Origin of the sequence: Paracoccus yeei ATCC BAA-599 (genome assembly GCF_000622145.1) — a bacterium.
Classification (GTDB): Bacteria; Pseudomonadota; Alphaproteobacteria; order Rhodobacterales; family Rhodobacteraceae; genus Paracoccus; species Paracoccus yeei.
Map to the genome: position 1 here is coordinate 1 of NZ_JHWH01000026.1, position 14092 is coordinate 14092.

Annotated in this window: 11 protein-coding genes; 3 read left to right on the top strand and 8 right to left on the bottom strand. The window is 67.8% G+C overall.

All coding sequences use genetic code 11. The annotated features are described in order from the left end of the window. The 3 genes from tuf to BU28_RS0114600 form a co-directional block, all read left to right on the top strand. Window positions 1–1176, top strand: a 1176-nt coding sequence (gene tuf, locus BU28_RS0114590; protein ID WP_028718454.1) for an elongation factor Tu, incomplete at its 5' end; no start/stop codon positions are given. Window positions 1177–1520: 344 nt separating this feature from the next. Next, on the top strand, window positions 1521–1904 hold the full coding sequence (locus tag BU28_RS0114595; protein WP_028720131.1) for a VOC family protein: 384 nt from the start codon (window positions 1521–1523) through the stop codon (window positions 1902–1904). After that, window positions 1901–2314, top strand: a complete 414-nt coding sequence (locus tag BU28_RS0114600) for a GFA family protein (RefSeq protein WP_028720132.1) — start codon at window positions 1901–1903, stop codon at window positions 2312–2314. Before BU28_RS0114595 ends, BU28_RS0114600 begins: the two co-directional genes overlap by 4 nt. Here the strand turns inward: BU28_RS0114600 and BU28_RS0114605 are convergent. From BU28_RS0114605 to BU28_RS0114640, 8 genes are all read right to left on the bottom strand, one after another. After that, window positions 2311–3210 carry a cation diffusion facilitator family transporter gene (locus tag BU28_RS0114605; RefSeq protein WP_028720133.1) on the bottom strand — a complete coding sequence of 300 codons (900 nt, stop codon included), beginning with the start codon at window positions 3208–3210 and terminating at the stop codon, window positions 2311–2313. The two genes, BU28_RS0114600 and BU28_RS0114605, sit on opposite strands and share 4 nt — an antisense overlap. 83 nt (window positions 3211–3293) lie before the next feature. Next, on the bottom strand, window positions 3294–3500 hold the full coding sequence (locus BU28_RS0114610; protein ID WP_028720134.1) for a hypervirulence associated TUDOR domain-containing protein: 207 nt from the start codon (window positions 3498–3500) through the stop codon (window positions 3294–3296). A gap of 93 nt (window positions 3501–3593) precedes the next feature. Further along, window positions 3594–8126, bottom strand: coding sequence for a glutamate synthase large subunit (gene gltB, locus BU28_RS0114615; protein ID WP_028720135.1), 4533 nt, complete (start codon window positions 8124–8126; stop codon window positions 3594–3596). 14 nt (window positions 8127–8140) lie between these two features. Continuing rightward, a complete protein-coding gene (locus BU28_RS23185; protein ID WP_233144959.1) occupies window positions 8141–8938 on the bottom strand; it encodes a hypothetical protein in 798 nt (265 codons plus the stop codon). A gap of 11 nt (window positions 8939–8949) precedes the next feature. Beyond that, complete coding sequence (locus tag BU28_RS0114625) at window positions 8950–10437, bottom strand: NAD(P)-dependent oxidoreductase (RefSeq protein ID WP_028720136.1); 1488 nt, start codon at window positions 10435–10437, stop codon at window positions 8950–8952. 151 nt (window positions 10438–10588) lie between these two features. Continuing rightward, window positions 10589–11392 (bottom strand): undecaprenyl-diphosphate phosphatase, encoded by an 804-nt coding sequence (locus BU28_RS0114630; RefSeq protein WP_036763033.1) that lies wholly within the window; start codon window positions 11390–11392, stop codon window positions 10589–10591. Then, on the bottom strand, window positions 11392–12384 hold the full coding sequence (locus BU28_RS0114635) for a complex I NDUFA9 subunit family protein (RefSeq protein ID WP_028720138.1): 993 nt from the start codon (window positions 12382–12384) through the stop codon (window positions 11392–11394). The genes BU28_RS0114630 and BU28_RS0114635 overlap by 1 nt, the downstream gene beginning before the upstream one ends. Window positions 12385–12419: 35 nt before the next feature. Further along, entirely contained in the window at window positions 12420–14018 is a 1599-nt protein-coding gene (locus BU28_RS0114640; RefSeq protein WP_028720139.1) for a GMC oxidoreductase, read from the bottom strand. Between the last annotated feature and the right edge of the window lie 74 nt (window positions 14019–14092).

Consider the following 14092-nt stretch of genomic DNA (forward strand, 5'->3'; position numbering starts at 1 on the left):
ATGGCAAAGGCAAAGTTTGAACGGACGAAACCGCACGTCAACATCGGGACGATCGGGCACGTTGACCACGGCAAGACGACGCTGACGGCGGCGATCACGAAATACTTCGGCGAATTCAAGGCCTATGACCAGATCGACGGTGCGCCGGAAGAACGCGCGCGCGGCATCACGATCTCGACCGCGCATGTGGAATACGAATCCGAGAACCGCCACTACGCGCATGTCGACTGCCCCGGCCACGCCGACTACGTCAAGAACATGATCACCGGCGCGGCGCAGATGGACGGCGCGATCCTGGTGGTGAACGCCGCCGACGGCCCGATGCCGCAGACGCGCGAACACATCCTGCTGGGCCGCCAGGTCGGCATCCCCTACATGGTCGTCTACCTCAACAAGGTCGACCAGGTGGATGACGAGGAGCTGCTGGAGCTGGTCGAGATGGAAGTGCGCGAGCTTCTGTCCTCCTACGACTACCCCGGCGACGACATTCCGATCATCAAGGGCTCGGCGCTGGCCGCTCTGGAAGGCCGCGACCCGGAAATCGGCGAGAACTCGATCCGCGCGCTGATCAAGGCGGTGGACGAATACATCCCGACGCCCGAGCGCGCCATCGACCAGCCGTTCCTGATGCCGATCGAGGACGTGTTCTCGATCTCGGGCCGCGGCACCGTGGTGACCGGCCGTGTCGAGCGCGGCGCGGTGAACGTGGGCGACGAACTGGAGATCGTGGGCATCCGCGACACCCGCAAGACCACCTGCACGGGCGTCGAGATGTTCCGCAAGCTGCTGGACCGCGGGGAAGCCGGCGACAACATCGGCGCGCTCTTGCGCGGCGTGGACCGTGACGGCGTCGAGCGCGGCCAGGTGCTGTGCAAGCCGGGCTCGGTCAAGCCGCACACGACCTTCGAGGCCGAAGCCTATATCCTGACCAAGGAAGAGGGCGGCCGCCACACGCCGTTCTTCGCGAACTACCGCCCGCAGTTCTACTTCCGCACCACGGACGTGACCGGGACGGTGAAGCTGCCCGAGGGCACCGAGATGGTGATGCCGGGCGACAACCTGAAGTTCGAGGTCGAGCTGATCGCCCCGATCGCGATGGAAGAGAAGCTGCGCTTCGCCATCCGCGAAGGCGGCCGCACGGTTGGCGCGGGCGTCGTGTCGAAGATCCTGAAGTAAGCGCCGGGGCGGGGTCGCAAGGCCCCGCTCGCGCGCCAGAGGCACCGCCGGGTGATCCCCGCAAGGGGATATCGCGGCGGCAAGAGCCCGTCCCGCAGGGGGCGGGCTTTCGCGTGGGGGGAGACAGGGTATTTGGGAAACGGTGAAGGGCCGGTGGCGCGCGGGGGACCCGAGCGCCTGACTCTGGCCCGGCTGGTTTCCCCTGGGCCGATCCGGTCTCTCCAGGCCGGGGGCCTCATCGCGGACTGCCGCTCCGAGGGCGCTTGACGCGCCGGCGGTTTTCGGGTCCCACCGCCCGCGTAAGCTGGCATGATCGCCCGGAGCCGGCCACGACGGAGGGGCGCATGATCGATCATATCGAACTGTGGGTGTCCGACCTTGGCCGGCCGCGCGCCTTCTGCGACGCGGCGCTGGCGCCCTTGGGCATCCGCATCCTCAAGGAGGCGGGACCCGAAAGCGGCCGCGGCAGCCATCTGGGCTATGGCCGGACCGAGCCCGCCTTCTGGATCGGCACCAGCCAGCCGGCAGGCGGGCCGGTGCATGTGGCCTTTGCCGCGCCGGACCGCGCGACCGTTGCCGACTTCCACGCGGCCGCCTTGGCGGCGGGCGGGCGCGACAACGGCCGTCCCGGGCCGCGCCCCGAATACCACCCCGGTTATTACGGCGCCTTTGTCCTCGACCCCGACGGCAACAACATCGAGGCCGTCTTTCACGGAGATCGCCCATGAGCGACCTGCAAGGATCCTGCTTTTGCGGCGCCGTGGCCTTTGCGGCCCAAGCCGACATCGGCCAGGGCACGATGCGCTGCAACTGCCGCTTCTGCCGCAAGATGCGCTACTGGGAGGTGCGGCTGCCCGACCCGGACAGCTTTCGCCTGATCCGCGGCGCCGAGGCGCTGGCCGAAACCCCGCGCATGCAGGACGACGGCGTGGACATGCACCACCATATCTGCGGCCGCTGCGGCACGCGCCTGTTCACCCGGGGCGATCTGCCCGAACTCGGCGGCCGCTTCGTCGCCGTCTGCGTCAATGCGCTGGACAATGTGACCGACGCCGAACTGGCAGCCGCGCCGGTCCATTACGCGGACGGCGCCCATGACGCCTGGCAGGACAGCGCGCCCGAGCCGCGCGCGCTCTAGATCACCAGCACGCCCGAATGCTTGGCCTTGTGGTCGGGCTCGACATGGATGGTGATCTGGGCGTCGGGCAGCCTTTGGTGCAGCGCCCGTTCGACCCGGTCGCAGATGTCATGCGCCTGTTCGACCGTGGTCTGGCCGTCCACCACCAGGTGAAAGTCGATGAAGGTGCGGGGGCCGGCGTGACGGGTGCGCAGGTCATGCGCCTCGATCGCGCCGGTCGCGTGGTCCGAGATCGTGTTGCGGATGTCGGTCAGCGTATCCTCGGCCACGGCCTCGTCCATCAGACCCGACAGCGAACTGGCCATCACCCGCCAGCCCGACCACAGGATGTTCAGCGCGACCAGCGCCGCAAGCGCGGGGTCGAGCACCGCCCAGCCCGACACCGCCGCCAGCCCGACGCCCAGCACCACCCCGGCCGAGGAGATCACGTCCGACAGCAGGTGCTTGCCGTCCGCGACCAGCGCGGGCGACCGCAGCCGCCGCCCGCCCGAGATCAGCACCCAGCACCACCAGGCGTTGATGACGCTGGCCAGGCCGTTGATTCCCAGCCCCTGCCAGGGCGCGTCCAGAACCGGCGGGTTCTGAAAGCCGCGCCAGGCCTCGCCCAGGATCAGCAGGGCCGCGACGATGATCATCACGCCCTCCAGCACCGCGCTGAAGAATTCGGCCTTGTGGTGGCCATAGGGATGGGTCTTGTCGGCCGGGCGCGCGGCGACGCGAATGGCGATCAGCGCGGCCACGGCGGTGGCCACGTTCACCGTGCTTTCCAGCGCGTCCGACAGCAGCGCGACCGAACCCGTCACCCACCAGGCCAGCGCCTTGAGCCCGAGGACCAGGAGGCCGACGACGATGCTGCCGACGGCGATCCGTTCGGTGGCCGGATTTTGACCCGACATGCGCGCTTCCTCTGCCTGTTCCGCCGCGCGGGCTTTCTAGCGCCGATGCGCGGCGCGGCCAACCGGCGAATGCGGCCCGCGCGTCATTCCCGCGTCAGGGTCTGCGGCTTGTGCGCCGCCCGCCTGCCCTCGTCGGTCTCGACGACGTATTGCGGATCATCGGCCGAGGCCGCGACCTTGTGGCCCTTGATCCGGGTGGGCGTGGTCTGTTTGCGAACCACCTTGCCATGCGCCGTCCCGCCGCTGCTGTTCCAGGAAACCCGGGTTCCCTTTCGCAGATCCTCCGCCATGCGCGCCTCCGTTGCCATGGCATCGAACCGCAGCGGCGGGCGCGGGGTTCCGGCCGCCGCGCATGAAAAGGGGCCCCGCAGGGCCCCCGATCCTTACTCTGCCGGCACCGCCCGCAGGTCGTCCACATCCGCGATGGGATGCTTCAGGTGGGGCAGCATCTCCTTGGGGCAGACCTGCAGGAAGTTCAGCTTTTCTTCCTCCCAGTTCTGCAGGATCTCCTCGGCCCGGCGCGAGCGGGTCTCCTTGGCGTGGCGCTCGACCAGCCCCTTCAGCTCGGCCTCCCAATGGGCCTGGGTCACCGGGCACAGGATCAGCGTCTCGGGGTTGATATAGGCGCGCGCCAGCCCCTCGGGGTCGTAAAGATAGGCCATGCCCCCGGTCATGCCGGCGCCGAAGTTGGCGCCGATCCGGCCCAGGATCACGGCGACGCCGCCGGTCATGTATTCGCAGCCATTGGACCCGCAGCCCTCGATCACCACTTTGGCGCCCGAGTTCCGCACCGCGAAGCGTTCGCCCGCGCGGCCCGCCGCGAACAGATAGCCGTCGGTCGCCCCGTACAGCACGGTGTTGCCGATGATGGTGTTGTCGGCCGCGACCAGCGGCGAGGCCATGGGCGGGCGCACCACGATGGTGCCGCCCGAGAGCCCCTTGCCCACATAGTCGTTGGCATCGCCCGACACCTCGAGCTTCAGCCCCGGGGCGGCGAAGGCGCCCAGCGACTGGCCCGCCGAACCCGTCAGCCGAACCGTCAGGTGGTCAGGCTGCAGGTTGTTCCTCATCCCGAAGGTCTGCACGATCATCGACGACGTGCGCGTGCCGATGGTGCGCAGCGTGTTTCGAACCGCATAGGACAGCTGCATCTTCTCGCCATCGCTGAAGAAGCGGCTGGCGTCGCGGATGATTTCCGCATCCAGCGTGTCGGGCACCGCGTTGCGCGGCTTGGTGCGGTCGTAGACAATCTTTTCGGACCCATCGACCGTGATCAGCAGCGGGTTCAGGTCCAGGTCGTCCAGCGACTTGTCGCCCCGGCTGACCTGCGTCAGCAGGTCGGCCCGGCCGATCACCTCGTCCAGGCTGCGTGCGCCGATGCTGGCGAGGATTTCCCGCACCTCGGTCGCATAGAAGGTGATCAGGTTGACCACCTTGTCCGCGCTGCCGGTGAACATCGCCCGCAGCTTTTCGTCCTGGGTGCAGACGCCGACCGGGCAGGTGTTCGACTGGCACTGGCGCACCATGATGCAGCCCATGGCGATCAGCGCGGCGGTGCCGATGCCGTATTCCTCGGCCCCCATCATCGCCGCCATGACGATGTCGCGGCCGGTGCGCAGGCCCCCGTCGGTGCGCAGCGTCACCCGGTCGCGCAGGCGGTTCATCGCCAGCACCTGATGCGCCTCGGTCAGGCCCATCTCCCAGGGCAGGCCGGCGAACTTGATCGAGGTCGCGGGCGAGGCGCCCGTGCCGCCGTTGTGGCCGGAAATCAGGATGATGTCGGCCTTGGCCTTGGCCACGCCCGCCGCGATGGTGCCGACGCCCGAGGAGGCCACCAGCTTCACGGTGATCTTGGCGCGCGGGTTGATCTGCTTCAGGTCATAGATCAGCTGCGCCAGGTCCTCGATGCTGTAGATATCGTGGTGCGGCGGGGGCGAGATCAGCGTCACGCCCTTGGTCGAATGCCGCAGCCGCGCGATCAGGTCGGTGACCTTCATGCCCGGAAGCTGGCCGCCCTCGCCGGGTTTCGCACCCTGCGCGACCTTGATTTCCAGCTCTTCGCAGGCGTTCAGGTATTCGGCGGTCACGCCGAAGCGGCCCGAAGCGACCTGCTTGATCTTGGCGCAGGGGTTGTCGCCATTCGGCAGCGGATGGCTGTGCGCCGGGTCCTCGCCGCCCTCGCCCGAATCGGATTTCGCGCCGATGCGGTTCATGGCGATGTTCAGCGTCATGTGCGCCTCGGGCGACAAGGCCCCAAGGCTCATGCCCGGCGTCACGAAGCGCTTGCGGATCGAGGTGATCGATTCCACCTCCTCCAGCGGCACCGGCTTGCCCAGCGGCTTGATGTCCAGAAGGTCGCGCAGATGGATCGGCGGGTTCGCCCGCATGGTCGCGGTGAACTGCTTCCACACGTCATAGGACGCCTTCTCGCAGGCGATCTGCAGCAGCTTCATGGTGTTGGCTTCCCAGGCGTGCTTCTCGCCCGTCCGCCGCGCCTTGTAGAAGCCGCCCACCGGCAGCAGTTCGGCCACGTCGCTGTGGAAACCCTTGTGGTGGATGTCCTCGAGCTTGGCCTGAAGCCCGTGCAGACCGATGCCGGAAATCCGCGACTGCATGCCGGGGAAATACTCCGCCACCATGGCGCGCGACAGGCCCACCGCCTCGAAGTTCAGGCCCCCGCGATAGGACGACAGGACCGAGATCCCCATCTTGGCCATGATCTTCAACAGGCCCGCGTCGATGGCGTCGCGATAGTTGCGCATGTTCTCGATCAGCGAGCCCGACAACAGCCCGCGCTCGATCCGCTCGGCGATGGTGTCCTGCGCCAGATAGGGGTTCACCGTGGTCGCGCCGCAGCCGATCAGCACCGCGAAGTAATGCGGATCGACGCATTCGGCGGCGCGCACGTTCAGCGAACAGAAGGTGCGCAGCCCCTTGCGGGTCAGCCAGGAATGGATCGCGCTGGTCGCCAGGATCATCGGCAGGCCGATGCGGTCCGGGCCGACCTTCTCGTCGGTCAGCACCAGATGGCCCGCACCGGAACGCACGGCATCCTCGGCCTCGGCGCGGATGCGGGCCAGGGCCTCGCCCATCGCCTCGGGGCCCGCGCCATCGGCGAACGTGCAGTCGATCTGCGTCACCGTGTCGCCGAACAGCTTCATCATCTCGGCGAATTCGCCATTCGCGACGAAGGGCGATTCCAGCAGCAGGATCTCCGTCTGCGCGCTGGATTCGTCCAGCACGTTCTTGAGGTTGCCAAAGCGCGTCTTCAGGCTCATGACCCGGGTTTCGCGCAAGCTGTCGATCGGCGGGTTGGTCACCTGCGAAAAGTTCTGCCGGAAGAAATGCGACATCGGTCGATACTGGCCCGACAGCACCGCGGGCGGCGTGTCGTCGCCCATGCTGGCCAGCGCCTCCTTGCCGTCCTCGGCCATGGGCGCCAGCATGGATTCGATTTCCTCGACCGTATAGCCGGCGGCGATCTGGCGGCGGCGCAGTTCCTCGCCCTTGAAGACCAGCTCCTCGGGCAGGTCCTTCATCACTTCCGAAAGCTGCACGACCTTTTCCAGCCACTCGCCAAAGGGCTGGGCGGCGGCCAGGTGGTCCTTGATCTCGCGGTCGTGGTAAAGCTTGCCCTCGGCCATGTCGACGGCGATCATCTGGCCCGGACCCAGCGCGCCCTTTTCGCGCACGCTGGTTTCGTCCACCGGGACCATGCCGGCTTCCGAGCCCGCAATCAGCAGCCGGTCGCCGGTGACGACATAGCGCAGCGGCCGCAGCCCGTTGCGGTCAAGCCCGCCGCAGACCCAGCGCCCGTCGGTCATCGCCAGCGCCGCCGGCCCATCCCAGGGCTCCATCACGGCGTTGCAATAGGCGTACATGTCGGCCCAGGCCTTGGGCATGTCGGTGGTGGCCTTGGACCAGGCCTCGGGGACCAGCATGGTCTTGGTCATCGGCGCGTTGCGCCCCGACCGCACCATCACCTCGAACACCGCGTCCAGCGCCGCCGAATCGGACGAACCGCCGGGGATGATCGGCTTGATATCCTCGGCCATGTCGCCGAATGCGCGGCTGGCCATGCGGATCTCGTGGCTTTTCATCCAGTTGGTGTTGCCCTTCAGCGTGTTGATCTCGCCGTTGTGGGCCAGCATGCGGAAGGGCTGGGCCAGCCACCACTGCGGGAAGGTGTTGGTCGAATAGCGCTGGTGATAGATCGCGAAGGCGCTCTCGAACCGCTCGTCCTTGAGGTCGGGATAGAATTCCGCGACCTGCTCGGCCAGCATCATGCCCTTGTAGATGATCGACCGGCAGGACAGGGTGCACAGGTAAAGCCCGGCGATCTGCGCGGCGATGGCCGCCTTCTCGATGCGGCGGCGGATGATGTACAGTTCGCGCTCGAACTGCTCCTGGTCGATGTCCTTTTCGCAGCGGATCAGGATCTGCTCGATCTCGGGGCGGGTGGCATTGGCCTTTTCGCCCAGAACGGCGGTGTTCACCGGGACGTGGCGCCAGCCATAGATATAGTGGCCCATGCGCAGCACTTCGGATTCCACGATGGTCCGGCAGGCTTCCTGCTGGGCAAAGTTCGTGCGCGGCAGGAAGCACTGGCCGACGGCAATCAGCTTCTGCTGGTCGGGCTCGTGCCCGGTGCGGCGCACCTGGTCGTAAAAGAACGGAACCGGGATCTGGACGTGGATGCCCGCGCCGTCGCCGGTCTTGCCGTCGGCATCGACCGCGCCGCGGTGCCAGATCGCCTTCAGCGCGTTGATCCCGGCCTCGACCACCTTGCGGCTGGCCTTGCCGTCCAGGCTGACGACCAGGCCCACCCCGCAGGACGAATGCTCGTCCTCGGCCCGGTACAGCGAGTTCCGGTCCATCCAGTCGCGGCGGGCCTGTTCCTGCTGTTCCCAGCTCATGATGTCGCTAGCGTTCACGTCCGTGACTCCCTCAAAAGCTGCCTCAGGATGTCGGCGCCGGGGCCGCCCACCATCTGCAGGTCGCAATCATATTCCGGCCTGGTCGAGCCAAAGCCGGCCTGCCCCGGAAAGGCAAAGCTCACCGGGCTGTCGTCGCTGCTTTCCCTGGCGCCGGTCCAGTCGCTCGATGTCTCGACCCCGCCATAGAACCGGCCATGCGCGCGACTGATGAACTGCTGGCCCTGGCGCCGGATCAGCACGTCGCCCTGTTCGTTCTGCGTGGTCAGCTCGAACCGGGTGATCTCCAGCGCGACGCCGTCGATCTCGACCGTCTCGCCGGTCAGTTCGTCATGGCCGACATGGCGCAGCCGCTCGCCGTCGTTCGAGCGGGTCCAGAAATCGAAATCGTCCCGCCCCGTCGCCAGCAGCGTGCTGAACGAGGCGTCGTCCGCCGCCCCTTCCTCCAGCACGTCAGTCAGGCCGGTGCGCAGGTCGGTGCTTTCCATCCAGCGCGTTTCCCTGTCGATGCGCGACTGATAGGTCGGCCCGTCCGGCGTGAAATAGGTCACGCGCTGGTCGCCGGGGCCGTCGCCCGAACAGCGGTAATGCTGCGACACCGTGCAGCCCCGGTTCTGGATCGTCATCTCCAGCCGGCAGCCCTGCGGCGGGGTGAAGGTGGCGGCGCGGGCGGGCAGGGCGGAAAGGGTCAGCAAGGCTGACACACCCACCGCCAGCGCCAGCCGCGCCGCGACCGGCCACGTCCTCGGGCGGTGTACGCCCGGTGTACGCGCGGTGCACGGATGCTGCATCATGGTCACATCCCCTATTCGGCGGCGACGCGGGCCGCGCCGGTCAGATAGCCGGCGATGCTGTCGGCCGCCTCGCGCCCGTCGCGGATCGCCCAGACCACCAGGCTTGCGCCCCGTACGATGTCGCCCACGGCAAAGACGCCGGGCAGGCTGGTCTGGTGCGTGCTGTAATCGGCCCGGACGGTGCCCCAGCGCGTGACCTCCAGCCCCTCGACGCCCCAAAGCCGGGGCAGGTCCTCGGGCTCGAAGCCCAGCGCCTTGATGACCAGGTCGGCCGGCTCGTCGTAATCGGCGCCCTCGATCAGCTCGGGCGATTGCCGGCCCGACACGTCCGGCGCGCCCAGCCGCATCTTCTGGATGCGGACGGATGCGATGGTGACGGGCTCGCCGTCCACGTCCACCTCTTGCGCCACCTTGGCCTCGCCGGGGATATGGCCGGCGAACGAGCCGGGGGCGGAAAGCCACACGAATTCAACGCCCTCTTCCTCGGCGTTCTGGACCTCGCGCTGGCTGCCCGGCATGTTCGCGCGGTCGCGGCGATACAGGCATTTCACCGATTGCGCGCCTTGGCGGATGGCGGTGCGCACGCAGTCCATGGCGGTGTCGCCGCCGCCGATGACCAGCACGCGCTTGCCCAGCGCGTTCAGCTCACCATCCTCATAGTCCGGGATCTCGTCGCCCAGATCCACCCGGTTCGAGGCGGTCAGATAGTCCAGCGCCCGCACCACGCCCCTGGCCTCGGCATTGTCCAGATCCAGGTCGCGGGTCTTGTAGACGCCCGTGGCGATCAGCACCGCGTCGTGCTTGCCGCGGATCGCGTCAAAGCTGATGTCCTCGCCCACATTGGTGTTCAGCACGAATTCGACGCCGCCGTCGCGCAGCTGCCGGTTGCGACGCTCGACGATCTCCTTCTCCAGCTTGAAGCCGGGGATGCCATAGATCATCAGCCCGCCGGCGCGGTCGTGGCGGTCATAGACGGTGACCTGGAACCCCATCCGCCGCAGCCGGTCGGCGGCGGCAAGGCCCCCTGGGCCCGCACCGATGATGCCAATGGATTCAGGGCGTTCGACGGCCGGAGCGGGGGGCTTGACCCAGCCCATCTCCCAGGCGGTGTCGGTGATGTATTTCTCGATCGCGCCGATGGTGACGGTGCCGTGACCCGACTGCTCGATGACGCAGTTCCCCTCGCACAGGCGGTCCTGCGGGCAGATGCGGCCGCAGATCTCGGGGAAGGTGTTGGTTTCCTGGCTGCGCAGATAGGCTTCCTGCGTGCGCCCCTCGGCGGTCAGGCGCAACCAGTCCGGGATGTTGTTATGAAGCGGGCAGTGGCTCTGGCAATAGGGGACCCCGCATTGGCTGCACCGGCTGGCCTGTTCCTTGGCCTTGGCGTCGGCGAACTCGCGATAGATCTCGTGAAAGTCCTCGGACCGGGATGCGGCGTCGCGCTTTTCGGGCATCTCGCGCCCGATGGTGACGAACTTGAGCATCTTCTGCGTGGCCATGGCTGCGCGTCCTTCGGTTGCAAGGCTGGTCCCGACCCTGATATTGCAGGGCGCGCGCAATTAAAAGTCAACTATGCTGACCTAATTAACGATTTTCGGCTCGCGCAAAGCAAAATCCATGCTGCGGAGGCAAAATTTAGGTCAGCATAGTTTACCAACCTGCCAGCAGGGCCAGTGCAGCAAGGCTTCCGACGACGATTCTCCACCAGGCAAAGACCGCATAGCCGTGGACCGACACATAGGTCAGCAGCCAGCGCACCACGACCAGAGCGGCCAGAAAGGCGCAGACGAAGCCGACCACGATGTTGCCGGCGGCGGCCGCGTCCAGAATGTCGCGGTTCTTGTACAGATCATAGACAAATGCCCCCAGCATGGTGGGCATCGACAGGAAGAAGCTGAATTCGGCCGCAGCCCGCTTGTCTGCGCCCAAAAGAAGGGCACCCGCAATCGTCGCGCCCGACCGCGAAACCCCGGGGATCATCGCAAGGCACTGGATCAGCCCGATCTTGAGCGCGGTGGCGACCGGAATGTCCTCGGCCCGGTGAAAGCGCGGGTTCCGGGCCATGCGGTCAACGAACAGCAGGACGAACCCGCCCAGGATCAGCATGACGGCGATCAGCATCGGGGTTTCGAACAGCACCGTCTTGATGACGCCATGCGCCAGCACGCCGATCACCGCGGCCGGCAGGAAGGCCAACAGCACCGCCAGGATGAAGCGGCGCGCCGCCGGATCTTGCGGCGCGCTGGAAAAGATGCGCCACAGCTTGCCCGCATAGACCCCCAGGATCGCCAGGATCGCGCCGAACTGGATCAGCACCTCGAAGGCGCGGCCCGGCGAATCGAAGCCCAGGAAATGCCCGGCAAGCAGGACATGGCCGGTCGAGGACACGGGAATGAACTCGGTCAGCCCTTCCAGCAGACCAAGAAGGGCGGCGACGATCGTGTTCTGGTCCATCAGTTCCCGCGCAGGTTCTTGGCCGTCGCGGTGATCGCGTCATATTGCCCCGAGGGGCGGAAGCGCCACAGATACTGCCCGATCACCGCCGAGGGCGCCGTGGGCACGATGCCCAGGTCGGCAAAGGTCTTGACCCCTTCGCCCACGCGGTTCGGCCGCTTCAGGCTGCGCAGCTGGTCGCGGGTCAGGATGCGGTTGGTCAGCAGCCCGCCGGTCGCCATCTGGACCCCGTCCAGGACTGCGGCCAGGGGGCGGGCCAGCAAGCCCGGCATGCCCAGGATGGCGCGGCGCCGGCCGATGGTGTCCAGCACCTGCCGGGCCAGGGCGCGCATGGTCAGCACCTCGGGGCCGCCCAGTTCATAGATGCCGGGCTCGGCCTCGCCCGTGGCAGCCTTGGCGGCGGCTTGGGCCACATCGAGGACATAGACCGGCTGGATCTCGGCCTCGGCGGCGGGCAGCATCATCACCGGCCCCAGCCGCGACATCGCGGCGATGCGGTTATAGAACTTGTCGTCCGGCCCGAAGATGACCGAGGGGCGCAGGATCACGGCGTCGGGACGATAGCGCAGCACCGCCGCCTCGCCGCGCGCCTTCGAGGCGGCATAGAGGCTGTCGGACCCGGCATCCGCGCCCAGGGCCGAGACATGGACCATCCGCGCCACGCCGCGTTCGACGGACAGGCGGGCGATGCGGCCGGCGGCCTCGTCATGGACGGCGCCGAAGGTGTTCTTGCCCTCTTCGACCAGAATGCCCACGCAGTTGATGACGGCATCGGCGTCGGTCATGCAGGCCGCGACCGACACGTCGTCGCGCACATTGCAGGGCACCGGCTCGACCTGGCCGGGCGCGCCGTAGGTCCGCACCACCCCGGCAAGGTTCGGCCGGCGGACGGCGACGCGGACGCGCCAGCCCTCGGCGGCCAGCGCCCGGGCAATCTGGCGGCCCAGGAAACCGGACCCGCCATAGATCGTGACAAGCTTGGCTGCGGACATGGCTTTCGCTCCTTGGTGGCGTGCTGTCCCGCTCATTACCCAAGCGCGCCGCCAGCGGCAAGCGGCCGGCGCATCGTCAGGGCGATCCGGTCGGCGACCCGCAGGGCATTGGCCGCGATGGTCAGGCTGGGGTTCACCCCGTTCGAGGTCGGCATGAAGCTGGAATCGGTCACATACAGGTTCGACAGCCCATGCACCCGGCAGTCGGGATCCAGGACGCTCGACGCGGTATCCGTGCCATAGCGCAGCGTGCCGCAAGGATGGGCAAAGTTCAGCTGCGGCGCCTGGCCCATGAACAGGGCGCGGTGCGGCTGGAACGCCTGCCGCATGGCCTGGCGAAAGGCCGCGCGGCGGCGATGCAGTTCGGGGGACACGTCATAGTGAAAGGTCAGCCGGTCGGGGTCTTGTGGATCGGCCAGGACGCGGTTCGTCTCATAGGGCAGGTCCTCGAGCACGCCGACGAACAGCTTGGCCTGGCCCAGAACCCGCGCCGCGATCCGCGCGGGCACCCGCAGCCCCATCCGCAAGGGCCGCAACCGGCGCAGGGCCGAGCGGTCGAAGCGGCTGTTCATCGCATGCAGGATCTCGCCATAGCCGGCCACCAGCCCCATGCTTTGCACCGTGCCGAACCGTTCGCCCTGCATCGAGTAGAGATCGCGCATGCTGATCGAACGCGAGGCGCCGCTTTCCCCCTTGGTGCGGCCGGCCCAGATCGCGATGATCTCGGCCAGGTGGAACATCAGGTTGCGGCCGACCATGTCGTTGCGGTTGCCCAGGCCCTGGGGCCAATGCTCGCTGGTCGAGCGCAGCATCAGGGTGGGCGAGCCCAGCCCGCCCGCCGCCAGCACATAGCATCGGGCGCGCAGCGTCACCGCCGTCCCGTCGTCGCGCCGGCAATGCAGCGCCGTGACGCCGGTGGCGTCCGCTTCGATCCGCTGGACGCTGCAGCGGTCGATCAGCGCCGCCCGTCCCGTCGCCAGCGCCGGCAGCACCCCGGCCGAGCGTCCGTCCATCTTGCAGCGCCGTGGGCAGCGCTGGCCGAAGCAGTTGGCGCAGTCGGGCAGGAATCGTGCGGCCATGTGGGTCTGATAGGGGTGCATGCCCGCGCGGCGCAGGTCCTCCATCAGCGCCGCGTCCGAGCCGGGCAGGGCGCGCGGCGGTGCGGGCAGGTTCGCGGGGACCGGGTCCAGGGGGTCGGCCTCGCCGCTGATCGAGAAATAGCGCTCGGCCAGTTCGAACCAGGGGCGCATCGCCTCGTATCCCACGGGCCAGCCGCCGGTCGGATGGGGGTGGCCGGGGGTATCGTCCAGGTCGTGCGGCTCGGGCCGTTCGAGCGTTGCGGCATAGAAGGCCGAGGTGCCCCCCACGCCCGCGCCGATCATGCCGTCAAGCTCGCACCAGGTTCCGTCGAGCCGCGCCGAGATCAGGCTGGGCCAGGCTCCATGCGCCAGCCGCGCGCTTCGGTCGCTGCTGTCGATGGCCAGCGACTGCACCGGCTGGTCGCCAAGGTCGGGGCCCTTTTCCACGAACAGCACCGACAGGCCCTGTTCGGCCAGCCGGCGCCCGACCGAGCCGCCCCCCATGCCCGTACCGATCACGATCGCATCCCAGAGGCGGGCGGCAATGTCATCCATGCGAAATCCGTTCCTGCTGAAAATGAAGGGCCGCTCTGTCTTTAGTTCCGCCTCCCGAGACGCGGCAAGCTGAC